Source organism: Ruthenibacterium sp. (assembly GCF_017421385.1).
Taxonomy (GTDB): domain Bacteria; phylum Bacillota; class Clostridia; order Oscillospirales; family Ruminococcaceae; genus Ruthenibacterium; species Ruthenibacterium lactatiformans.
Genome location: NZ_JAFOIN010000056.1, coordinates 1 through 22,783 on the forward strand (window position 1 = coordinate 1; position 22,783 = coordinate 22,783).

Annotated in this window: 17 protein-coding genes; 13 read left to right on the forward strand and 4 right to left on the reverse strand. The window is 59.9% G+C overall.

Annotation, left to right across the window (positions count from 1 at the left end; all coding sequences use genetic code 11):
• Nucleotides 1–1,130: ATP-dependent metallopeptidase FtsH/Yme1/Tma family protein (locus IIY41_RS05780; RefSeq protein ID WP_287400120.1), on the forward strand; the 1,130-nt coding region annotated here is incomplete at its 5' end.
• Between the two features lie 112 nt (nt 1,131–1,242).
• On the opposite strand, the gene IIY41_RS05785 is transcribed toward IIY41_RS05780, so the two are convergent.
• The gene (locus tag IIY41_RS05785; RefSeq protein WP_287400121.1) at nt 1,243–2,196 is read right to left on the reverse strand and encodes an RluA family pseudouridine synthase; all 954 of its coding nucleotides are present in this window, start codon (nt 2,194–2,196) and stop codon (nt 1,243–1,245) included.
• Between the two features lie 79 nt (nt 2,197–2,275).
• On the opposite strand from IIY41_RS05785, the gene IIY41_RS05790 reads away from it, so the two are divergent.
• A complete protein-coding gene (locus tag IIY41_RS05790; RefSeq protein ID WP_055080914.1) occupies nt 2,276–2,974 on the forward strand; it encodes a JAB domain-containing protein in 699 nt (232 codons plus the stop codon).
• A gap of 89 nt (nt 2,975–3,063) precedes the next feature.
• On the opposite strand, the gene IIY41_RS05795 is transcribed toward IIY41_RS05790, so the two are convergent.
• The gene (locus IIY41_RS05795; protein ID WP_009325893.1) at nt 3,064–3,489 is read right to left on the reverse strand and encodes a metal-dependent transcriptional regulator; all 426 of its coding nucleotides are present in this window, start codon (nt 3,487–3,489) and stop codon (nt 3,064–3,066) included.
• Between the two features lie 113 nt (nt 3,490–3,602).
• Here IIY41_RS05795 and IIY41_RS05800 point away from each other — a divergent pair, with 113 nt between their 5' ends.
• The 4 genes from IIY41_RS05800 (at nt 3,603) to uvrA (ending at nt 11,129) form a co-directional block, all read left to right on the forward strand.
• On the forward strand, nt 3,603–3,839 hold the full coding sequence (locus tag IIY41_RS05800; RefSeq protein WP_050004337.1) for a FeoA family protein: 237 nt from the start codon (nt 3,603–3,605) through the stop codon (nt 3,837–3,839).
• 20 nt (nt 3,840–3,859) lie between these two features.
• Nucleotides 3,860–6,022: a ferrous iron transport protein B gene (gene feoB / locus IIY41_RS05805; RefSeq protein WP_287400122.1), complete on the forward strand. Its 2,163-nt coding sequence runs from the start codon at nt 3,860–3,862 to the stop codon at nt 6,020–6,022.
• Between the two features lie 224 nt (nt 6,023–6,246).
• Complete coding sequence (uvrB, locus tag IIY41_RS05810; protein WP_287400123.1) at nt 6,247–8,247, forward strand: excinuclease ABC subunit UvrB; 2,001 nt, start codon at nt 6,247–6,249, stop codon at nt 8,245–8,247.
• Nucleotides 8,244–11,129, forward strand: coding sequence for an excinuclease ABC subunit UvrA (gene uvrA / locus IIY41_RS05815; RefSeq protein ID WP_287400124.1), 2,886 nt, complete (start codon nt 8,244–8,246; stop codon nt 11,127–11,129). The genes uvrB and uvrA overlap by 4 nt, the downstream gene beginning before the upstream one ends.
• Nucleotides 11,130–11,210: 81 nt before the next feature.
• Here uvrA and IIY41_RS05820 read toward each other — a convergent pair whose 3' ends face one another.
• Complete coding sequence (locus IIY41_RS05820; protein WP_009325888.1) at nt 11,211–11,636, reverse strand: hypothetical protein; 426 nt, start codon at nt 11,634–11,636, stop codon at nt 11,211–11,213.
• 36 nt (nt 11,637–11,672) lie between these two features.
• Nucleotides 11,673–12,332: a hypothetical protein gene (locus tag IIY41_RS05825; protein ID WP_117472131.1), complete on the reverse strand. Its 660-nt coding sequence runs from the start codon at nt 12,330–12,332 to the stop codon at nt 11,673–11,675.
• 238 nt (nt 12,333–12,570) lie between these two features.
• Here IIY41_RS05825 and IIY41_RS05830 point away from each other — a divergent pair, with 238 nt between their 5' ends.
• From IIY41_RS05830 to miaA, 7 genes are all read left to right on the forward strand, one after another.
• Complete coding sequence (locus IIY41_RS05830; protein WP_158557610.1) at nt 12,571–12,939, forward strand: BlaI/MecI/CopY family transcriptional regulator; 369 nt, start codon at nt 12,571–12,573, stop codon at nt 12,937–12,939.
• Entirely contained in the window at nt 12,936–14,957 is a 2,022-nt protein-coding gene (locus IIY41_RS05835) for a peptidoglycan DD-metalloendopeptidase family protein (protein WP_287400125.1), read from the forward strand. Before IIY41_RS05830 ends, IIY41_RS05835 begins: the two co-directional genes overlap by 4 nt.
• Before the next feature lie 228 nt (nt 14,958–15,185).
• Nucleotides 15,186–16,562, forward strand: coding sequence for a tRNA (N6-isopentenyl adenosine(37)-C2)-methylthiotransferase MiaB (miaB, locus tag IIY41_RS05840; RefSeq protein WP_287400126.1), 1,377 nt, complete (start codon nt 15,186–15,188; stop codon nt 16,560–16,562).
• Nucleotides 16,563–16,642: 80 nt separating this feature from the next.
• Complete coding sequence (locus tag IIY41_RS05845; RefSeq protein WP_287400127.1) at nt 16,643–17,062, forward strand: YlbF/YmcA family competence regulator; 420 nt, start codon at nt 16,643–16,645, stop codon at nt 17,060–17,062.
• A 51-nt stretch (nt 17,063–17,113) separates the two neighbouring features.
• Entirely contained in the window at nt 17,114–19,720 is a 2,607-nt protein-coding gene (mutS, locus tag IIY41_RS05850) for a DNA mismatch repair protein MutS (protein WP_119980409.1), read from the forward strand.
• Between the two features lie 36 nt (nt 19,721–19,756).
• The gene (gene mutL / locus IIY41_RS05855; RefSeq protein ID WP_287400128.1) at nt 19,757–21,844 is read left to right on the forward strand and encodes a DNA mismatch repair endonuclease MutL; all 2,088 of its coding nucleotides are present in this window, start codon (nt 19,757–19,759) and stop codon (nt 21,842–21,844) included.
• Nucleotides 21,828–22,781, forward strand: coding sequence for a tRNA (adenosine(37)-N6)-dimethylallyltransferase MiaA (gene miaA / locus IIY41_RS05860; protein WP_154522512.1), 954 nt, complete (start codon nt 21,828–21,830; stop codon nt 22,779–22,781). The genes mutL and miaA overlap by 17 nt, the downstream gene beginning before the upstream one ends.
• Nucleotides 22,782–22,783 lie beyond the last annotated feature (2 nt).

A 22,783-nucleotide genomic window follows, 5' to 3' on the forward strand; every position in this document is an offset into this window, starting at 1 on the left:
AGCTGCTGGTGGAGATGGACGGCTTCGGTGCAAACGAGGGCGTTATCGTTATCGCGGCCACAAACCGCGCGGATATCCTGGATAAGGCGCTGCTGCGCCCGGGCCGGTTTGACCGCCAGGTATATGTGGGCCTGCCTGACATTAAAGGCCGTGAGGAGATCCTCAAGGTGCACACGCGCAACAAGCCGCTCGCGCCGGACGTGGTGCTCAAAACCATTGCGAAATCAACAGCTGGGTTCACAGGCGCAGACCTGGAGAACCTTGTCAACGAGGCGGCGCTGCTTGCAGCGAAGCGCGGGCGCAAAGCCATCACGGAGCAGGACATCGAGGAAGCCAGCATCAAGGTGGTGGCCGGCCCCGAAAAAAAGAGCCGCGTCGTTACCGAGCGGGAAAAGCGCCTGACATCCTACCACGAAGCAGGGCATGCCATCACGCATTATTACTGCGAGACGGCAGACCCCGTGCATGAAATTTCCATTATTCCCCGCGGTGCGGCGGGCGGCTATACCATGAGCCTGCCTGAAGAAGATAAGAACTACGTTACCAAAAAGCAGATGGAAGACAATATCGTTACGCTGCTGGGCGGACGCGTGGCCGAGAAGCTGGTTCTGGACGATATCTCCACAGGCGCGTCCAACGATTTGGAGCGCGCCACGGCCATTGCGCGCAGTATGGTGATGCGTTATGGCTTTTCAGAGCGGCTGGGACCCGTCGTATATGGGAACGAGCCGAGCGAGACGTTCCTGGGCCGAGACCTGAGTGCAGGCCGCGGTTATTCCGAAACAGTTGCTTCTGAGATAGACGCCGAGATCCGCGAGATGCTGGACGAGGCCTATGAGGCGGCGCGTGTGATGCTCAGCGAGCACATCGATAAGCTGCACACCGTGGCCAAAGCGCTGATGGAGCGTGAGAAGCTTTCCGGTGAGGAATTCCGCATACTGATGGAAGGCGGCACACTGCCGCCCTTGGACAAGGACGACGCGCCCCGCGCAGACGCCGAAAAGGCGGAGGACGAAAAAAGCTCCGCACCGCGCCGCAGGGTTTCTGTGCACGTGAAGGAACCGGCTGTGCAGGAGCCTGCCTCTGTGCAGAGCGAAACGCCTTCTGCCGAAGAAGCGCCGAAAGAATAAGTATTCGGTCTGTCCGGTGGAAAAGCAGAGAAAAGCCCGGCCCCGCTGAACACGGGGCCGGGCTTTTCTCTGCGGGGAAGGAACGGGCGAAAGCCGGGGCGCGCAATGAGGCTCACAGCGCTGCAAAGATTTTTATGATCTCAGGCTCCTCCAGTGCGATGGTTCGCCCGGCAAGGTAAGAGAGCGTATTTTCCGCAGGAATGTCGCGGAACGTCACGCTGGCCGCGCACAGCGCCTGGGTTTTAAAGCCGCAGCGGTCGTTCATCCTGCGGCTGCCGTATTTGACGTCGCCCAGAATGGGTGCGCCCAAAAAAGCGAGGTGTGCGCGGATCTGGTGCGTGCGCCCTGTCACGAGCCCGATGCGGCACAGCGCACACGGCCCTTTTGTCTGCAATATGGCGACGTCGGTAATGATCTCTTTGTAACCCGGCGCGGTTTCGGCACGCACGTCCACCTTATTGTTTTTTTCAAAGTGACGCAGATAAGCTGTGTGGCGGCCCTTGGGCGGCACGCCTGCGGTGATGCAGTAATATTCCTTTTGAAGGAGGTCGCGCCGGATGAGCTCGTTCATATCCCGCAGCGCGGCGTGGTTTTTGGCGGCCAGAACGAGGCCCTCGGTGCCGCGGTCGATGCGATTGCACAGCGCGGGAGAAAAGGCGGCTTCCGCCGCGGCGTCGTATTCACCTTTTTGCGCCAGATAGTCGGTGAACAGCTCCACAAGGCTCACGTCACCCGTGCGGTCGGAATGGCACAGCAGATGGGCGGGCTTGTAGAGCGCGGCGATGTTTTCGTCCTCGTACACTGTGCGCAGAGGCGGGCGTTTTTTATGGGGAAGGGGCCTGCCCGTGGGCGGCGCTGCGGAAAAAAATTCATCGTTGATGTAAAGTTCCACCAAGTCGCCCGGACAAAGGCGCGTGTCCGGCGCGCCTTTTTTGCCGTTGACCTTGATGCGTTTGTTGCGGAACGCTTTGTAGAGCAGCGATTTCGGCATGCCGGAGGTGACGTTTTCGACAAACCGCGAGAGCCGTGCTCCGTCCTCGTTTTTTCCGGCTGTGAAACTTTTCATGCGCCTTTTCCTCCCGTGCTTTCAAAATTCGTCCTTTTAGTATATAATAATCTCAACCGTTCGTAAAGGAGGAACTGCTTTGGGCGTACATGACGACCACCGCCGGCGTGTATACGAGCGTTTCCTGCGGGAGGGACTGGCCGGGTTTGAGGAGCATAACGCCATGGAGTTTTTACTCTTTCTTGCGCGCCCCCGGGGCGATACGAATCCGTTGGCGCATGCGCTGATCGACCGGTTCGGCAGCCTTTCGGCTGTGTTGGACGCGCCCATCGAAGAACTGGAGCGTGTGCCCGGCGTGGGGCATTCCAGCGCCGTCGTGCTCAAATTTATCCCGCAGATGTGCGCATATTATCTGGAGAACAAGACGTCCCACAAAGTGCCGCTTACAAGCGTAGAAGAAGCCAGCGCATTTTTCATGCCGAAATTCTTCGCCCGCACGCAGGAAGCTTTTTATATGGCGGCTGTGGATGACCGCCGCGTGCTGCTGCGCTGCGTGCTCATCTCCGAGGGCAGCGCCAACGCCACGGCGGTTTCCGTGGCGAAAGTGGTCTCCGAAGCACTCAAATGCGGGGCGACGGGCGTGATGCTGGCTCACAACCATCCGCGCGGCATCACACTGCCTTCCAGCAGTGATATGGCTGTCACACGGGAGATCTACCGCGCGCTCCGGCTGGTAAACATCCAGCTTGTGGAGCATCTCATTTTTGCGGACAATGAATTTCTTTCCTTTGTGCAGAGCAATTATATGGACAGTATCCGCCAGAGCGTGCAGGACTGAGCGCCCGTGCTCCGGTATTCGGATAAAAATGGACCGCGCCCCGGGTTTGCTGCCCGGGGCGCGGTTTTGGCATGCGGAGGGCGGGACCGTCAACGCGCAGGCAGACCGTCCAGAAAAGCGTCGATGTTGCGTACGGTGCGCACGTCTATGTAATGCTCGATGCGTTCGGTTTGTTCCAGCTCATCCGCGCTGCCGTTGATGCGGCGCAGCAGGCGGTTGAGCACGTCGTGCCGGTATAAAAGGTATGCGCCCGCCTGAGAGCCCTTTTCCGTCAGGCGCAGGCAGCCGTACCGCTCGTTGGTCAGATAGCCTCCGGAACGCAGCAGCGCGGCCATTTTGGAGGCCGACGAAGGCTGGACATGCAGCTCACGCGCCAGCGCGGAGATGCGCGTATAGCCGCCGGTCCGCGTCAGACGGCAGATCATTTCAAGATAATCCTCCATGGCTGTCGTCAGCGGACCGGTGTCCGCGCGGTCGTACCCGTTCTGCGTGTAAAACAGCTGTTCTGTATCCATGCTCCGCCCCCCTGTAACGCCTTCGGAAGAAACGCCATATATTGTCAACAGGGAAACAAAGTTTCCCCGGCCTAACGGCTACGGTATATGCTTATGAAAAGAGGCGTCTGGATATGACACAGGAAGGAACGCTCACCGCGCTGCGGGAGGGCGAACGCGCGCGGGTGGCCGCGCTGCTGACGGAGGGCGGCATGCGCCGCCGTATGCAGGACATCGGCCTGATCGAGGGCACGGAGGTGGAATGCGTGCAAAAGAGCCCCGCGGGAGACCCGGTGGCCTACCGCATCCGCGGCGCGCTCATAGCGCTGCGGGCCGAGGACTCCGCACGCGTGCTGGTCACGGGCTGCTGAAGGGATGGGGGGGAGAGAGGATGGGACTGACAAACCGTTCCACGGGCGCGCACGCGGCGGACGGCATGCTGGCCGTCGTCAAGCGGCGGGAGACGGATTCCGTCGTCGCGCTGGCAGGCAATCCGAATGTGGGCAAATCAACGGTGTTCAACGAGTTGACGGGTATGAACCAGCACACGGGCAACTGGCCCGGCAAAACGGTGGCCAGCGCGCAGGGATACTGCGAGACGGGCGGCTGGGGCTGCGTGCTGGTGGATATCCCGGGCTGCTATTCTCTGATGGCACATTCCGCGGAGGAAGCGGTGGCGCGGGATTTCATCTGCTTTGGCGGTGCAAACGCCGTTGTGGTGGTGTGCGACGCTTCCTGCCTGGAACGCAATTTAAATCTGGCGTTGCAGGCAATGGAAATTACGGATAATGTGGTACTGTGTGTGAACCTGATGGACGAGGCGCGGCGCAAAGGCGTAGAAGTGGACGCGGCCCTGCTGGGGCAAAGGCTGGGCGTGCCGGTCGTTCCGGCGGCGGCCCGCAGCGGCGAAGGCCTGCCGGAGCTGATGTGCGCCGTGGAGCGTGTGGCCCGGGGAGAATGTGCGGGACACGTGTGCCGGGTGCGTTACGCACAGCCTGTGGAGGCTGCGCTGGCGCTGCTGACGCCCGCCGTGGCCAACGCCGCGGGAACAGGCGGCCCGGCTCCGCGGTGGCTGGCGCTGCGCCTTTTGGAAGGGGACACGGAGCTGAATGCCGGAATTGTGCGGTATCTGGGCTTTTCGCTGGCGCAGCATCCGGATGTGGCGGAAATACTGGCGCGGGCAAGGCGCCTTCTTGCGGAAGGGGGCGTCACGCAGGAGGCGCTGCACGATGAAGTCGTGCGCAGCCTTGTGCGCACAGCGGAGACCGTGTGCATCGGCGCGGTGCGCTGCACGCCCACGCCGCAGGAGTTGCGTGACCGGAGGCTGGACCGGATTCTGACGAGCCGCCGCACGGGTTTTCCGCTCATGCTCCTGCTGCTTCTGGGAGTGTTCTGGCTGACGATCACCGGCGCGAACGTGCCGTCCCAGCTTTTGGCGGACGGTTTGTTTTGGGTGGGAGACCGGCTGGGCGGAGCGATGGCTTGGGCCGGCGCGCCTGTGTGGGTGAAAGGCCTGCTGGTGGATGGCGTATACCGCGTGCTGGCGTGGGTGGTATCTGTAATGCTTCCGCCCATGGCTATCTTTTTTCCTCTGTTTACGCTGCTGGAGGATCTGGGATATCTGCCGCGGGTGGCATTCAACCTGGATCGCACCTTCAAAAAATGCCGGGCCTGCGGCAAGCAGGCTCTCACCATGGCAATGGGCTTCGGCTGCAACGCGGCAGGGGTGGTGGGCTGCCGCATCATTGATTCCCCGCGGGAACGGCTCATTGCTATGCTCACCAACAATTTTGTGCCCTGCAACGGCCGGTTCCCCACGCTGATCGCGATCCTGACGATGTTTTTTGTGGGCGCCTCCGGCGGATTCGGCGCTTCGCGGGCTTCGGCGGCGCTGCTCACGGGGCTGGTGCTGCTGGGCGTGGGGGCCACTTTTCTTGCATCACGGCTGTTGTCCGGCACGGTGCTCAAAGGTGTGCCGTCCTCATTTACACTGGAGCTGCCGCCCTACCGCAGGCCGCAGATAGGTAAGGTGATCGTGCGTTCCATTTTCGACCGCACGCTGTTTGTTCTGGGCCGCGCGGCAATGGTGGCCGCGCCCGCGGGCATGCTTATATGGGTCATGGCGAATCTCACGCTGGACGGCCAAACGCTCCTGACGCGCAGCGCGGCGTTTTTGGACCCGGCGGCCCGCTTTTTCGGCCTGGACGGCGTAATCCTGCTGGCGTTTATTCTGGGCTTCCCAGCCAACGAGATCGTCGTGCCCATCATCATCATGGCGTATCTTTCAACAGGCAGTCTGGTGGAGATGAACGATCTTTCGGCGCTGCATACGCTGTTGGTACAGAACGGCTGGACATGGGTGACGGCGGTGTGCACGATGCTGTTTTCGCTGATGCACTGGCCGTGTTCGACAACATGTATCACCATTCGCAAGGAATCGCAGAGCTGGAAGTGGACGGCAGCCGCGTTTGCGCTTCCCACCGCCGCCGGTCTTGCGTCCTGTGCTCTGGTGGCGAACGGCGCGCGGCTGGTTGGGCGGCTGTTGGGCGGATAGCACGTCCGCGCAAGCATGCTCCGGCGTTTCGAAAGGCAGGGCGCCGGACGGGTATGACCTGCACGTGCGGGGCAAAATAACCAAAAGAGCGGATGGCGTACGAGGGAAAATAGGAGGGTATAAGATTGCAGTTTTCTACCAAAATTGGTATAATAGAACCTCTAGGAAGATTCTCTGGAGAATGACGTTTTACCCGCGGCTGCATTGTATTTTGAGGGATGGAAATGGAAGAAGAACACAAGGACAGATTTATTCTCAAGGCGCCTTACAAGCCCACGGGCGACCAGCCTGAGGCCATCGCACAGCTGACGGACGGGCTGCTGAAGGGCGATAAATGTCAGACGCTCCTGGGTGTGACAGGCAGCGGCAAAACGTTTACGATGGCAAACGTCATTGCGAACCTCAACCGCCCCACGCTGGTGCTGGCGCACAACAAAACGCTGGCTGCGCAGCTTTGTACAGAGTTCAAGGAGTTTTTTCCGGACAACGCGGTGGAGTATTTCGTAAGCTACTACGATTACTACCAGCCGGAGGCGTATATACCAAGCACTGACACCTATATTGAGAAGGACAGCGCCATCAATGAGGAGATCGACCGTCTGCGCCATTCGGCCACAGCCACGCTGTCGGAACGGCGCGACGTTATCATCGTGGCCAGCGTGTCGTGTATTTACTCTTTGGGCGACCCCATTGATTACCGCAGCATGGTCATCAGCGTGCGGCAGGGCATGCACATGAGCCGCGATGAGCTGATGCACCGCCTGGTGGCGCTGCAGTACGAGCGCAACGACCTCAACTTCGTGCGAAACAAATTCCGCGTGCGGGGCGACATTGTTGAGATCAACCTCGCCTATATGAACGATGTGGCCATCCGCATCGAGTTTTTCGGCGACGAGGTGGACCGCATCAGCGAAGTGAACGCGCTGACGGGCGAGCGCCACGCGGTGATTCGGCACATCGCCATTTTCCCGGCCAGTCATTACATCGTTTCAGGTGATAAAATGCGCGCGGGCCTTGCAAATATCCGCGACGAGCTGGACCGGCAGGTGAAGGCCTTCACCGGGGAGGGGAAGCTGCTGGAAGCCCAGCGCATTGCCCAGCGCACCAATTATGACATTGAGATGCTTACCGAAGTGGGCACCTGCAAGGGCATTGAGAACTACTCCGCTGTTTTGTCGGGCCGCGCGCCCGGCTCCACGCCGACAACATTGCTGGATTATTTCCCCGAGGATTTCCTGTTGTTTGTGGACGAGAGCCATGTGATGCTGCCCCAGCTGCGCGCCATGTACGGCGGCGATTACGCCCGCAAAAAAAGCCTTGTGGACTTCGGCTTCCGCCTGCCGTCGGCATTTGACAACCGCCCGCTCAAATTCGAGGAGTTTGAGTCGAAGCTGAACCAAACGGTGTTCGTTTCGGCCACGCCCGGCGATTTTGAACGCGCACAGTCCACACAGATCGTGGAACAGGTCATCCGCCCCACGGGCCTGCTGGACCCGCGTGTCATCGTCAAGCCTGTGGAAGGGCAGATCGAGGACCTGCTGGGCGAGATCAACACCCGCAGTGGCCGGGGCGAGCGCGTGCTGGTCACAACGCTGACGAAGAAGATGGCCGAGGACCTGACGGATTATCTCTCCGACCATGGCGTTAAGGTAAAATATATGCATCACGAGGTGGATACCTTCGAGCGTGTGGAGCTGATGCGTGATCTGCGCAAGGGCACTATTGATGTGATCGTGGGCATCAACCTGCTGCGCGAAGGGCTGGATCTGCCCGAGGTATCCCTTGTCGCCATCCTGGACGCGGACAAAGAAGGCTTTCTGCGCAGTGAAACGAGCCTCGTGCAGACCATTGGACGTGCCGCGCGCAATGCGGACGGCGTCGTTATCATGTATGCGGATTCCATCACGCCCTCAATGGAGCGCGCTATTATGGAGACCGAGCGCCGCCGCGGCATCCAGGAGGCCTACAACGCCGCCAACGGCATCACGCCCAGGACCATCGTCAAGGAAATCAGCGGTATGGGCGTGCTGGAGATATCCTCCAAGGACGACAGTGCGGACAAGCCCGCCAAACGCATGAGCCGCGCGGAGATCGAGCAGAAGATCAATCAGCTGACGCGGGAGATGCGGGAAGCGGCTAAAATACTGGAATTTGAACACGCGGCGTTTCTGCGCGACCGCATTGAAAAGCTGCGCAAGCAGGCGGAAAGGAAAACCAAGCTTTGAGTACAGACAAAATCGTGATAAAAGGCGCGCGGGAGCACAACCTCAAAAACGTGGACGTGACCATCCCGCGCGACAAGCTCATCGTTATGACGGGCCTTTCGGGCAGCGGCAAGTCTTCGCTGGCGTTCGATACCATCTACGCAGACGGTCAGCGCCGGTACATGGAAAGCCTGTCCAGCTATGCCCGCCAGTTTTTGGGCCAGATGGAGAAGCCTGATGTGGACGAGATACAGGGCTTGTCGCCGGCCATATCCATCGACCAGAAAACGACCTCCCGCAACCCGCGCTCCACAGTGGGCACGGTGACGGAAATCTACGATTACCTGCGCCTGATGTATGCGCGTATCGGGATTCCGCACTGCCCGGTGTGCGGCCGCGTCATCAGCCAGCAGACGGTGGACCAGATGGTGGACGAGGTGCTGCGCCTGCCCGAGGGCACGCGGTTCCAGGTGCTGGCCCCCGTTGTGCGCGGGCGCAAGGGCACCCAGCAGAAGGAGTTCGAGGCCGCGCGCCGTTCCGGCTTTGCCCGTGTGCGCGTGGATGGCAATATGTACGAGCTGGACGAGGAGATCGCCCTTGAAAAGAACAAGAAGCACACGGTGGAGGTCGTGGTGGACCGCCTCGTCGTCAATGATGAGGTGCGCAGCCGCCTGGCGGATTCCATCGAGACGGCCATCGGTTTGACGGGCGGCCTTGTGGGCATCGACGTCATCGGAGGCGATGAGATGCTGTTCAGCCAGAGCTATGCCTGCCCGGAGCACGGCATTTCCATCGACGAGCTTGCGCCGCGCATGTTCTCGTTCAACAATCCCTTCGGCGCGTGCGAGACATGCACGGGCCTCGGTACCTTTATGAAGGTGGACCCGGCGCTCGTTATTCCGAACCGCAGCCTTTCCATCCGCGAGGGCGCGATCAAGGCAAGCGGCTGGTATTATGCGGACGGTTCTGTGAGCGAGATGTACTACAAGGGCCTGGGCAAAAAATACGGTTTTACGCTGGACACCAAAATCAAGGACATGCCGCCTGAAGGCGTGCATGCGCTTTTGTACGGTACCGGCGGCGAAAAGCTGGAGATGACCCGCGAGACGGACCGGGGCACCGGGACATACAGCACCGAGTTTGAAGGCATCATCAACAATCTGGAGCGCCGCTTCCGCGAAACAAATTCCGAGTGGATGAAAGAGGAGATACAAGGCGTGATGACGGGTGTGGAATGCCCGGACTGCCACGGAGACCGCCTGAAGCCGACCAGCCTGGCTGTTACGGTGGGCGGCGTCAACATCAGTAAATTTACACAGATGAGCGTACGCGAGGAGCTGGATTTCATCAACGGCCTTCAGCTCACCGAGCGGGAGCATATGATCGCGGATGGGATTTTAAAAGAGATCCGCGAGCGGCTGGGCTTTTTGCAGAACGTGGGCTTGGACTACCTGACGCTGGCGCGCAACGCGGCCACGCTGTCCGGCGGCGAAAGCCAGCGCATCCGCCTCGCTACACAGATCGGTTCGGCGCTGACGGGTGTTTTGTATGTGCTGGACGAGCCGAGCATCGGTCTGCACCAGAGGGACAACTCAAAGCTCATCGCTACGCTCAAGCGCCTGCGCGACCTGGGCAATACGCTCATCGTGGTGGAGCACGACGAAGAGACCATGCGTGAGGCGGACTGGATCGTGGACATCGGCCCGGGCGCGGGCATACACGGCGGCGAGCTGGTGGCGGAAGGTACGGTGGAGGATATCTGCAAGGCGCCACGCAGCATTACGGGGCAGTATCTCTCCGGCCGGAAAAAAATCAAGGTGCCGGAACACCGCCGTGAGGGCAACGGCCATTTCATCGAGATCAAAGGCGCCACGCAGAACAATCTGCGGGATGTGGACGTAAAAATACCGCTGGGCGTAATGACATGCATCACGGGTATCTCGGGCAGCGGAAAATCGTCGCTGATCAACGAAATTCTGTACAAACGCCTGGCGGCGGACCTGAACGGCGCGCGCATCAAGCCGGGCGCGCACAAAGACATGCTTGGCCTTGAATATGTGGATAAGGTCATCGGCATCGACCAGTCGCCCATCGGGCGCACACCGCGCTCGAACCCGGCCACCTACACAGGTGTATTCACGGATATCCGCACGGTGTTTTCACAGACGCAGGAGGCGAAGATGCGCGGCTACGGGCCGGGCCGCTTCAGCTTCAATGTCAAGGGCGGCCGCTGCGAGGCCTGCGAGGGCGACGGCATTATCCAGATCGCCATGCACTTTCTGCCGGACATCTATGTGCCCTGCGAGGTGTGCAAGGGCGCGCGCTACAACCGTGAAACGCTTGAGGTAAAGTATAAGGGGAAGACCATCACCGATGTTCTGAACATGACAGTGGAGGAGGCCTGCACCTTTTTCGAAAACATCCCCAAGATCCATCGTAAAATCAAGACGCTTGTGGATGTAGGCCTGGGCTACATCCAGATGGGCCAGAGCGCAACGACGCTTTCCGGCGGTGAGGCGCAGCGGGTGAAGCTGGCGCTGGAACTGGCCAAGCCCGGCACGGGCAAGACTGTCTATATTATGGACGAGCCTACCACAGGCCTGCATGTGGATGATGTGCATAAACTGGTAAAGGTCATCGACCGGTTGGTGGAGGCGGGCAACACTGTCATCATCATCGAGCATAACCTGGACGTCATCAAACGGGCGGACCACATCATCGATCTTGGGCCGGAGGGCGGCAATGCGGGCGGCATGATCGTAGCGCAGGGCACGCCGGAGGAGGTGGCGCTGTGCGAGGCCTCGTATACGGGTCAGTATCTGCGGCCCATGCTGCCAAGACCGGAAAGCGGCGCGGCGGCTCCTGTGGAAAAAAAACGGACACGGCGCAAAAAGACGGAATGACACGGCAGGCGTCCCCGATATAAAAATGCGGACAGGCCGCGCCCGGAAGGGCGCGGCCTGTTTTGCGTTTGAAAACGGATGTTATTCCTCGCAGCCGCAGTGGTGGCAGCCCGCTTCGATGAGGCAGGCGAGGAAGCAGTACAGGCTGAAGAAGGTATAAGCGATCAGCGTGTAGAGGATGAACGTAAGGATGGGATAGACGAGGAAGGCGGCGATGCCCAGCGCAAAGAAGATGAACGCCAGCATGGAGGCTGCCAGAAGGATGAGCGCGGGGATCAGCAGCCGTTTGCCCGTAGCGCAGATACAGTTATTCAGACGTTTGTCCTGGCGCAGCAGGCTGGAAGCGGTGATCGTCATGAGCAGCAGCGCGGTCAGACTGAGCAGAAAGCCGAACAGGAACCCCAGAGGATAAAAAGTGGGAAAGAAAAAAACGAGAATGGCAAAGACGATGCCAAGGATAAGGCTGACGACAATCGAGATGACGTCATAGCATTTCGAGTTGCACATAATATAGCTCCTTTATCATGATGGGTGAATGCGCGCTTACAGCCCCGCGGTAGCGGAGTTGAAATCGATGTAATGCGCAACGACCCTGGCGGTAAAATGGCGGCGGTTGCCGCAGGAATCGGACGTTCCGCTCACGCTGATATCCTCAGGAAGGATAAAACGCATGGCTTCCACGGGAATATCCGCGCAGTAGCTGTGATGATGGGCGGGTACGGTGAAGGTTTTCATGCCGCGGGGATATTCGTTGCCGCGGGGGTCCAGCTCGCTCAGCGAAATGCCGACAGCCACGCGCTTGCCGGGACAAACATTCTTCAGGCACATGGTAAGGTCCAGAATGCGGCCCTGTCCCTCCATGACGGTGTCTCCAATGTGACAGACCTTGTGGTCCTCGCATTTTTCGAAATAGATGTCGTCGTTGCAGGGACGGGAAGCGCCGCATTCTTCGCAGTATTCTTCGGTAGGGCGGGTGCGGGGCGTTTCCCGGGAAACCGGTTCGCGGGCGGTTGGCGCAGAACAGGCGGGTTCACGTACAGCGGGCTCGCGGATGACTGGCGCGGGCGGTGCGACGGGGGCGGCGGGACGCGATGCCTCCCGCGTGGGGAACGGGGAACGGGGAGCCTGCGTGGGTTCCGGACGTTTGGGCGCCCCCAGATCTTCCCCGCCGATGGAAATGGTGCCAAGATCGATGGTCTGCATAATATGCCTCCTAAACTTCGGGAGCGCGGGCTATTCCCCGCACGATACCCGGTGCCATATGATGAGAAGGATCCTTCGCGTGCACACTCCATTCTATGTGATGGGGGGCTGTTGTGACACCGGGCGGGGAAATTTGTTTTTTACAAAATGTAAAAAACGGTTGACAACCGCTTGGCGGGGTGTGTATTATAGTATTAACGACATGTTGTAAAAAATGATTTGGAAAGGACTTTCTGCAATGAAGCTTTCTGCTGCCGAATATGAGATCATGGAGTGCGTATGGACGCTGGGACGTCCTGTTTCCGGCATGGACATTATGCGGGCGCTGGGGCAGGAGAAGGGCTGGAAACAGCCCACAGTGCTTACTTTTTTGTCACGCCTAGTGGAAAAAGGCCTGCTGGAGACCGAAAAGCGCGGAAAACTGCGCAGCTATACTGCCGCAATGACGCGGGAAGCATACAAAAACAGCGAGACACGGGATTTTCTGGCACAGCTCTACGGCGGCAGCGTACAAAATCTGGTTGCGTGCATGGCGGACGGCGGAGGTATCCCGCCGGAAGAACTGGAGGCCCTGCGCGTGTGGCTGAAAGAGAGGGAACCCCAATGATGCGTTTTTTCTGGACGACCTTTTTGCCTTTGAGCGCGGCGGGCGGGGCGGCGGCTTTACTGCTGTGCCTGGCACGCCCGGCGCTGCGGCGCTTTGCAAAAATTCAATGGAACGTGCCCGTTTTAACGGCGGCACTGTGTCTGTTTGTATTGCCGCTTCCCGCATTTGCGCTGCCCGGCGCGTGGAATGCTCCCGCGCAGGCGGTGCAAAGCTCTGTGGGGGCGGTTCTGCCCGCCGAGACGGCTGCATCGGAACCGCTGTCCGTTGCGACGGAACTGCCCACGGCGGCGGACAAGCTGCTTCGCGCTGCGCCGCAGGAACATATATCCATGCTGTGGGGGCTGGTCCCGGCGTTTTGGCTGGCAGGAGTATTGTGTGCGGCGCTGGCTTTGTGGGCGGAATACAGGCGTTTCACACGTCATCTGGCGCGTGAAGCGCGCCCGGTGGAGGACGCCGCAGTGTGGCGGTGCATGGCACATGCCGCAAAGGCCGGTGGCTTTTCCCGGCGCGTGGGGCTGTATGCATGCGGCGCCTTGGCAACGCCTGTTGCGGTAGGAGTGCTGCGCCCGCGCATTTACCTGCCCGCGGACTGGGCCGCGGGTGAAACGCTGGAGTACGCTCTGCGACATGAATGCATGCATCTGCGCCGGGGTCATCTTGTGTACAAGCTGGCGGCGCAGGCTGTGTGTGTTGTACATTGGTTCAATCCGGCCGCGTGGCTGCTGCGGCGTATGATGAGCGAGGCCTGCGAGTTCGGCTGTGACCGTGCGGTGGCGCGGAGGCTGGACGGCGCGCAGCGCAAGGAATATTGCGCTGCAATGCTGTGCGCCGCCGCCGATGTGCGCGCCGCCGGGCTGGCCAGTGCTTTTGCAAGCCCGGCCGGGCTGCTGCGCAGCCGGATGGAAGCGGTGCTGGCGCCGCAGAAGCGCACGGCGCGGCAATTTATGGCCGTGGCGCTGTGCACGGCGGCGGCTGTTTTGGCGGCGGGCCTGACGGCATGCGCGGCAGATGGAGCGGCGGAGCGAGTGAGCGGCAGCTTGCCGAAGCCGCAAACGGCGGAGCCTGCCGGAACAGGGGAGGAAGCTTTAAAGATGCGGACTGCTCTGCCTGAAAGCAGCGCGCCGGAACCGTCCGAAGGCGTATTGACGTTTGAGACGTCGCGGCCGCCGGTCTGGCCCGTGCCGGAGTATGAATACATCGGCACACAGTTCGGTGCGAGCCACCGTGGAATAGACATTGGCGCGCGGGAGGGAGCGGAAATTGTGGCCGTTTGGGGCGGTACGGTGTTGGAAGCGGAGGAAGATTGGAATTACGGCCAATATGTGCGGCTGGACAACGGCGGCGGGCTTACCACACTGTATGCCCATTGCAGCGAGCTTTTGGTGCAGCCCGGCGACACGGTGAAAGCGGGCGAGGCGGTTGCCCGGGTGGGAAACACCGGAGTTGCCAGCGGCAACCACTGCCATTTGGAGCTGGAGCGAAACGGCGTGCTGCTGGACCCCATGCAGGAGCTTTCGGCCCCGCGCGATGCAACGCCCCGGACGCAGGCCCGGCAGCCTGAGCCGCAAAACACGGAAACCTGGCTTCCGCCGGACAACGAATTGATAAAAGAGCGGCTGGCGGGTACAACAGGCGTGTGGCCCGTGCCGGAGTATACATTTGTTTCCCGTTCGGTGGGCAGATATCACCGGGGAATGGATATTGCGGCCAAGAAAGGCGCGGATATTGTCGCTCCGTTCAGCGGCACGGTGACACGCGCGGAGGACGGCGAGGAAACGCAGTACTGGGTATATGGGAAATATGTGGAGATCGCGCTGGACGGCGACCCCGGCGTGCGCGTGCGCCTGACGCATTGCAGCGGGCTGCTGGTGCAGCCGGGCGATACGGTGCGGGCAGGGCAGCTTGTGGCGCGTGTGGGCAGCACAGGCAATTCCACCGGGAACCACTGTCATCTGGAGCTGCTGGCAGATGAATATTACACCGATCCGGAGCTGATTCTGACGCGTCCGGAGCCGTGATTAAAACGGAAAAAACACACAGCAGAGGGCCGTCCCGGAAGGGGCGGCCCTCTGCTGTGTGTTCCAGAGAATTTTTCTCTCCGGCGGGGATGCTTTTGTTATTGTAATAATGTATAAAAAGTAGTATACTAAATTAGTATGTTAGCATAAAGCCGCCCGGCGGGGCGCGCGGGCGGTTTGCCGCTCCGGGTGCTTTTACCGCGGCTAAAATAATATTTGAGGTGACTCATGGAGACCATCCGCTTTACCAAAAACGAGGCGGCGGCGCGCACGATCGCGGCGTATTACGATACGCCCCCCATGCTGTATGTACATTCGTTCGGATGTCAGCAAAACGTGAACGACGGCGAAAAAATCAAGGGCGTTTTAACGGATATCGGCTTCGGCCTGGCCGCACGGCCCGAGGACGCGGACCTGATCGTGTTCAACACCTGCGCGGTGCGCGAGCACGCCGAGCAGCGCGTTTTCGGCAACGTCGGCGCGCTTAAGGGCCTGAAAGAGGCGAACCCCAAGCTGTTGATCGCGGTATCCGGATGCATGGCCCAGCAGAAGGAGATCGTGGAAAAATTCAAAAAGCACTATCCGTTCGTGGACATTGTGTTCGGCGTCAACGGCATCGATACGCTGCCCGACATCCTGTGTGAAAAGCTGGCCACGCGCAAACGCGTGCTGCGCATGCCGGCCGAGCGCGGCGAGATCATAGAGGATATGCCCATCCGGCGGGATTCCACGTTCCGCGCCTGGCTTCCCATCATGTACGGCTGCGATAATTTCTGTTCTTACTGTATCGTGCCGTATGTGCGCGGACGAGAGCGCAGCCGTGCCAGCGCGGATATTTTGCGGGAGTTCCGGCAGCTTGTGGCCGAGGGCTACAAGGACATCACTCTGCTGGGCCAGAATGTGAACTCCTACGGCAAGGGCCTGCCGGAAGACATCACCTTTGCCGCGCTGCTGCGTATGCTGGACGCTGTTCCCGGCGATTACCGCATCCGGTTTATGACGAGCCATCCCAAGGACGCCACGCGCGAGCTTATCGACATCATTGCAAACAGCGCGCACATCAGCCGCCATTTGCATTTGCCGGTGCAATCCGGCTCGAACAGCATTTTGGCGCAGATGAACCGCAAATACACAGTGGAGGACTACCTCTCGCTTATCGCGTACGCCAAACGCCGCATGCCGGAGATGACGTATTCCAGCGATATCATCGTCGGCTTTCCCGGCGAGACGGAAGAGGACTTCTGCGCCACAGAGGCGCTCATCCGCGAGGTCGAGTACATGCAGCTGTTTACGTTCATCTACTCCAAACGCACGGGTACGGCAGCGGCAAGCATGCCGGACCCCACACCCCACAAGGAAAAAACGCAGCGCATTGCCCGGGTGCTTGCCATTCAGGAACAGGTGGTGGCAAAACTGGGCGGCGCAATGGTGGGCAAGACCGTCCGCGCCCTGGTGGAAGGCCCGGGCAGGGAGGAGGGAACTCTTACCGCCCGTCTGGACAACAATATGACTGTGGATTTTGCAGGCGGCGCGCCTGTGGGCGAGTTCGCCGATGTCCGCGTGACGGGCGTGCGCGGCGCGATGCTGAAAGGCGAGCTTGCATGAACCCGCCCGCCGCAGGGCAAAATAACGCGACCCCATCGGAAATGCTTCAAAAATAAAGGGAATAAAAGGAGAATTTTATCATGGCGAAAGACGCGATCACGATGTTTAAGGAGGCTGCCGCACAGCTGCAGCGGGAAGAGGCTTATCAGGCGCTGGAGGGCACCCGCAAAAAAAATGACGAGGATGAGGCGCTTCAGCAGCTGATCGGAGACTTTAATCTTGCCCGCATCGACCTGAACAGCGAGCTTTCCAAAAGCGCGGACAAGGACCAGGATAAGGTCAACGAGCTGAATGTGAAGGTGAACCAGCTGTACAACGACATCATGGCAAACGAGAGCATGGCTGCCTACAACGAGGCAAAGGCTGAACTGGAGTCTGTGATGAATTATGTGAACGCCATCATCAACACGGCTGTCAACGGCGGCGACCCGATGACGGTGGAGGAGCCGCAGCAGGGCGGATGCTCGGGCAGCTGCGCTTCTTGTTCGGGCTGCCACTGATGGCGGCCCCGCGCTCCGCGCGTTTTGAATCTTAATAGGACGGTGCAGAATATGGCAGCGCTTTCCCCCATGATGCAGCAGTATTTCGACATCAAAAAACAGCATCCCGACAAGATATTGTTTTTCCGTCTTGGGGATTTTTACGAGATGTTTTACGACGACGCCATTCTTGCGTCAAAGGAGCTGGAGCTCACCCTGACGGGCCGGGACTGCGGCCAGGAGGAGCGTGCGCCCATGTGCGGTGTGCCGTTCCATTCCTATGAAAACTATGTGGCAAGGCTCATTGCCAAAGGTTATAAGGTCGCCATCTGTGAACAGATGGAGGACCCCGCTCTGGCGAAAGGCCTCGTCAAGCGGGATATCATCCGTGTGGTGACACCCGGCACTGTGATCGAAAGCAGTATGCTGCAGGATGATAAAAACAACTACATCGCCAGCATCTATATCACGGAGAAAAAAGCGGGCGTATGCTTTGCAGACGTCTCCACAGGCACGGCTCACGCCACGGTGCTCACGGGCGAAAAGCTGGGGCCGGAGATCATCTCCGAATTGTGCCGCTATTCTCCCAGCGAGGTGCTGTTCAACGCAGCTATTCTGGACTACAAGGAAGTAACGGCGTATATCAAGCAGCAGCTTGCCTGCAGTGTGGAGCTGCTGGATGAAGCGGCTTTCGCGCCCGACGCCTGCATGGAAGAGATGCGCGCCCAGTTTGGGGATGCCCCGGAAAAAACGGCCGGCCTTGCGCCGGAAAGTCCGGCGTTCACGGCCCTGGCCGTGCTGCTGGGATACTTAAAGGAAACACAGAAAAAGGGCGTGGAGCGGTTAAAGACCGTACACAATTACGCCGAAGCGCAGTATATGCAGCTTTCGCCCGTCACGCGCGCCAACCTGGAGCTGACGGAAACGATGCGCGGGCGCGAGAAAAAAGGTACGCTGCTGTGGGTGCTGGATAAAACGCAGACGGCTATGGGCAAGCGGCTGATGCGCGCGTGGATCGAGCAGCCTCTGGTGAACGTGGCGGCCATCAATGCGCGTCTGGACGGCGTGGAGGAGCTGGTGGGCGATTCCGTAGCCCGCGCCGATATCGCGGCCGCGCTCTCAAAGATATTTGACATCGAGCGCCTGATGACGCGCACGGTGTACGGTTCGGCCTCTCCGCGGGAAATCTACGCGCTTGCCGCCACCTGTGAGCAGCTGCCCCGCTTGAAGGCGCTGGCCCGGCCCTTCGGCAGCGCCGAGATCACCGCGCTGCTGGCTGATATCGACGAATTGTCCGATATCAAGGAGCTGATCTTCGCAGCGGTCGACGAGAATGCGCCTGCCATGCTCAAGGACGGAGGCGTCATTCGCCCGGGCTACAACACCGAGGTGGACGAGCTGCGGGACATCGTCCACGGCGGCAAAGGTTACCTTGCCACGCTGGAGGCAAAGCTCAAGGAGGAAACGGGCATCCGCACGCTGAAGATCGGCTACAACCGGGTGTTCGGTTATTACATCGAGGTGAGCCGTTCCTTTTCGAACCAGGTGCCTGCAAATTTTGTCCGCAAGCAGACGCTGGCCAACGCGGAGCGGTACATCACCGAGGACCTGAAGGTGCTGGAGAACAAGATCCTGGGCGCAAACGAGCGTCTGGCTGTCCTGGAACGCCAGCTCTTTGACGATCTGCTGCATAAAATTTCGGCCGAACTGCCGCGTATCCAGAAAACCGCGTCCGGCGTGGCCCGTCTGGACGTCCTGACGGCGCTGGCGGAGGTGGCTGTGAAAAACGGCTATACAAAGCCGGTTGTGGATGAAGGCGACGAGCTCATCATCGAGGAGGGCCGCCATCCTGTCATCGAGCAGATGCTCAAGGGTGCGCTGTTCGTGCCCAACGACACTGTGCTGGACTGCGGCGATAACCGTATGCTCATCATCACCGGCCCGAATATGGCCGGCAAATCTACCTATATGCGCCAGACGGCGCTCATTGCGCTGATGGCGCAGATCGGCAGCTTCGTGCCGGCCCGGGCGTGCCGCATGGGTGTTGTGGATGCTATTTTCACCCGCGTGGGCGCTTCAGACGATTTGGCTGCGGGGCAATCCACCTTTATGGTGGAGATGACCGAGGTGGCCGAAATCCTCCAGTACGCAACGGCAAAAAGCCTTGTGATTTTAGACGAAATCGGCCGGGGGACTTCCACATTCGACGGCATGAGCATCGCCCGCGCCGTAGTGGAACACATTGCGGACAAGGATGGCGGCATGGGCTGCAAAACGCTGTTTGCCACCCATTATCACGAGCTGACGGATTTGGAAAACGCCATTGACGGCGTGAAGAATTATAACATCGCTGTAAAAAAGCGCGGCGACGACATTACGTTTCTGCGGCGCATCGTGCGCGGCCCGGCGGACGACAGCTACGGCATTGAGGTTGCAAAGCTGGCGGGTCTGCCCGGCGAGGTGACAAAGCGCGCGAAGGAAGTGCTCAAGGTGCTGGAGGCCACCGCGCCCAACGCCGATAAGGTGACGCAGCTGGACTTCGGCAATTTTGAAAAATTCGCGGCAGCGCCCGTGCCCAGCGAGCTGGTGGACAAGCTGACAGCGGTGGATGTGGAAACGCTCACGCCGCTGGAAGCGTTGAATTTTTTGTATGAACTGAAACAGACACTGGTAAAATAAGCGCGCCCGGCGCGCGGGAAAGGGCGGTGCTGCGCATTGGCAGTTATTCATGTGTTGGACAAGCATACCGCGGAACTCATCGCGGCAGGCGAGGTGGTGGAGCGCCCCGCCTCGGTTGTAAAGGAGCTGACGGAGAACGCCATTGACGCGGGCGCCACCGCAGTTTCCGTTTCCGTTGAACGCGGCGGCATCGCAATGATCAAAATCGCGGACAATGGCTGCGGCATCGAGGCCGAGTACATCCCGACGGCGTTTATCCGCCACGCAACGAGCAAGATCGAGAAAGAGGGAGACCTGGAGAGCATTCATACCCTGGGCTTCCGCGGCGAAGCGTTGGCCTCCGTGGCCAGTGTGTCCCGCATTGAGCTTCTCACAAAGACGGATGCGGACGAGTATGCGTATCTGTACCGCATCAGCGGGGGAGAAGAACAGGGCATTGAGCCGGCCGCACGTCCTGTCGGAACAACGATCACTGTGCGGGATCTGTTTTACAACACGCCCGCACGTATGAAGTTTTTGAAAAAGGACACCAGTGAAGGCAACTATGTGGCAGATGTTGTCACACAGCTTGCGCTCTCCCACCCGGAGGTTTCGTTCAAGTTCGTGCGGGACGGAAAACCGCAGTTCCAGACGCCCGGCGACGGAAAACTGCTGGGGGCGGCGTATGCCGTGCTTTCCCGTGATTTTGCAAAGGACCTTGTGCCTGTGGAGCACACGGCGGGCAGCTACACGGTGCGCGGCCTTGTTACGCCGCCGAAAAGCGCCCGTGCAAGCCGCGCCATGCAGTATTTTTTTATCAATGGACGCTTTGTCAAGAACCGCACGATGATGGCGGCGCTGGAGGCCGCCTATAAAGGCGTGATGATGCAGGGAAAATTCCCGGGCTGCGTGCTTTCCATCGAGATGCCGCCGCAGTTGGTGGATGTGAACGTCCACCCGGCCAAAACAGAGGTGCGTTTCGCCCGGGAAAAAGATGTGTTCGATGCGGTATATCAAAGCGTTAAATGCGTACTCATCACGCCGCAGAGCACGGAAAAGGTGTTTTCTTTCGGCGGTGCGGAAAGGGCGTTCCCGGCGGATGAAAAGGCGCCGGATGCAGCTGCGAAGAAGGAGCCGTCCGAGAGCGCCCCGGCCGAAGAGCCCGCGCGCGGCCCGGGCGCATTGCGCCCGGCGTCCCGTGCCGTTCTGGACGCACCGGTGAGGCCCGTCCCGGCACGTCCGGAGCCGTCCGCCGTACCGCTGCCCGGCCAGGTGAAAGCGTACAGTGAAATGATCACTGCTCTCTCAAGTGAATCTGCTGTTCCGTACCGTTCGGCAAAGGCGCCGGATATATGGGCTGATGAGGACGCGGCGGAGGATGTCGGCTTTATGCCGCACACTGTCTGCCGGCGGCAGGAGGGAACGCCGGGCGTGCAGACCCTGCCGGAGGACCGGGCCCTGAACAGCTTTGCGGCGGGAGAAACAGCCGGGACGGAAAATACCGCCGCGCCGCAGATGGAGGCTGAAACGCCCCATCAGACTGCTTTTGCGCCTGTGGAAGAAGAACAGCGGCGCGATTCGCTTCGTTTTGTGGGCGAGGTGTTTGACACGTACATTGTCACCCAACGGGGAAACGACATGTGCCTTTTGGATAAGCACGCCGCCCACGAGCGCATTATCTATGAATCTTTGGCGGCATCGTATGGGAAGGTGAGCAGCCAGATGCTGCTGGTGCCCGTAACGGTGCAGCTTTCCGCGGAAGAAAAGGATGCACTGGTGCAAAGTGAAATGCTTTTACAGGACAGCGGTCTGGAAGTGGAGGACTTCGGCGGCAATTCTGTCGTGGTGCGCGCCGTCCCGGCGGACGTCGTGCCCGAGGATGTGGAGGATCTTGTGGTGGAGCTGGCCAGCAGGCTGGTCTCCAACCCGCGGTATACCACCAGCGAAAAAACAGAATGGGTGCTGCACTCCATCGCGTGCCGCGCGGCCATCAAGGCGGGAGATAAAACGCACGCTGCACAGCTGCTGCGCTTGGCGGAGGATGTGCTGGACGGCAGAGTGCCTCCGTTCTGTCCCCACGGACGGCCCATCGTGCTGAAGATCACCAAAAAGGAGCTGGAAAAGCAGTTTGGCAGACAAGGCTGATATCATCGTGATCTGCGGTCCCACGGCTACGGGGAAAACAGCGCTCTCTGTTGCGCTGGCAAAGCTGCTGGACGGCGAGGTCGTTTCGGCGGATTCGATGCAGATCTATAAAGGGCTTCGTGTGGGAACTGCACAGGCGACGCCGGAGGAGATGAAAGGTGTGCCGCACCATCTGGTGGGATTTCTTCCGCCGGAAGAACGGTTCTCTGTTGCGGACTATGTCAGGCACGCAGGCGAGTGTATCGCGCAGATCACGGCACGCGGACGCGTTCCAATCGTGGCCGGCGGCACCGGATTGTATATTTCCAGCCTTGTAAATGGAATAGACTTTACACCGGATAAGGCGGACCCGGCCGTGCGGGCACGGCTGGAAACCGAGCTGATGGAGCAGGGCGTCGGCCCGCTTTATGCGCGGCTGCAGCAGGTGGACCCGGAGTGTGCGGCGAAGCTGCACCCCAACAACCACGGGCGAGTGTTGCGTGCACTGGAGCTGTATGAGCAAACGGGCGAGACGATGTCCTGCCGGCTCGCGCGCTCCCGTCCGGCGCAGCAGCCGTATCGCGCTTTGCTGATAGGGCTGAATATGCCGGAGCGCGCACAGCTTTATGCGCGCATTGATGCGCGGGTAGACGCGATGCTTGCACATGGATTGCTGGAAGAGGCGCGCCTGGTGTATGCCAACAGAGATGCCTACCATACCGCGGCGCAGGCCATTGGCTACAAAGAATTTTTTCCTTATTTTGAAGGAAAGGAACCGTTGGAAGTATGCACGGCGGCGCTCAAACAGGCGTCCCGTAATTACGCCAAGCGGCAGCTTACCTGGTTCCGGCGGATGGACGGCCTGATTTGGCTGCCCGCAGGGGAGCCGGAAGCGGCGGAGGCGGCCGCCCGGCTTTGGGCAGGGCATGTGAAGAAAAATTGCGGCGATCAAATATAAGG

Bases quoted from the DNA above. Each gene is read 5' to 3' on its own strand.
- IIY41_RS05785 (WP_287400121.1), bottom strand. From the start codon at position 2,196: ATGAAAAGTTTCACAGCCGGAAAAAACGAGGACGGAGCACGGCTCTCG.
- IIY41_RS05795 (WP_009325893.1), bottom strand. From the start codon at position 3,489: ATGGATACAGAACAGCTGTTTTACACGCAGAACGGGTACGACCGCGCG.
- IIY41_RS05800 (WP_050004337.1), top strand. From the start codon at position 3,603: ATGACACAGGAAGGAACGCTCACCGCGCTGCGGGAGGGCGAACGCGCG.
- feoB (WP_287400122.1), top strand. From the start codon at position 3,860: ATGGGACTGACAAACCGTTCCACGGGCGCGCACGCGGCGGACGGCATG.
- uvrB (WP_287400123.1), top strand. From the start codon at position 6,247: ATGGAAGAAGAACACAAGGACAGATTTATTCTCAAGGCGCCTTACAAG.
- IIY41_RS05820 (WP_009325888.1), bottom strand. From the start codon at position 11,636: ATGTGCAACTCGAAATGCTATGACGTCATCTCGATTGTCGTCAGCCTT.
- IIY41_RS05825 (WP_117472131.1), bottom strand. From the start codon at position 12,332: ATGCAGACCATCGATCTTGGCACCATTTCCATCGGCGGGGAAGATCTG.
- IIY41_RS05830 (WP_158557610.1), top strand. From the start codon at position 12,571: ATGAAGCTTTCTGCTGCCGAATATGAGATCATGGAGTGCGTATGGACG.
- IIY41_RS05835 (WP_287400125.1), top strand. From the start codon at position 12,936: ATGATGCGTTTTTTCTGGACGACCTTTTTGCCTTTGAGCGCGGCGGGC.
- miaB (WP_287400126.1), top strand. From the start codon at position 15,186: ATGGAGACCATCCGCTTTACCAAAAACGAGGCGGCGGCGCGCACGATC.
- IIY41_RS05845 (WP_287400127.1), top strand. From the start codon at position 16,643: ATGGCGAAAGACGCGATCACGATGTTTAAGGAGGCTGCCGCACAGCTG.
- mutS (WP_119980409.1), top strand. From the start codon at position 17,114: ATGGCAGCGCTTTCCCCCATGATGCAGCAGTATTTCGACATCAAAAAA.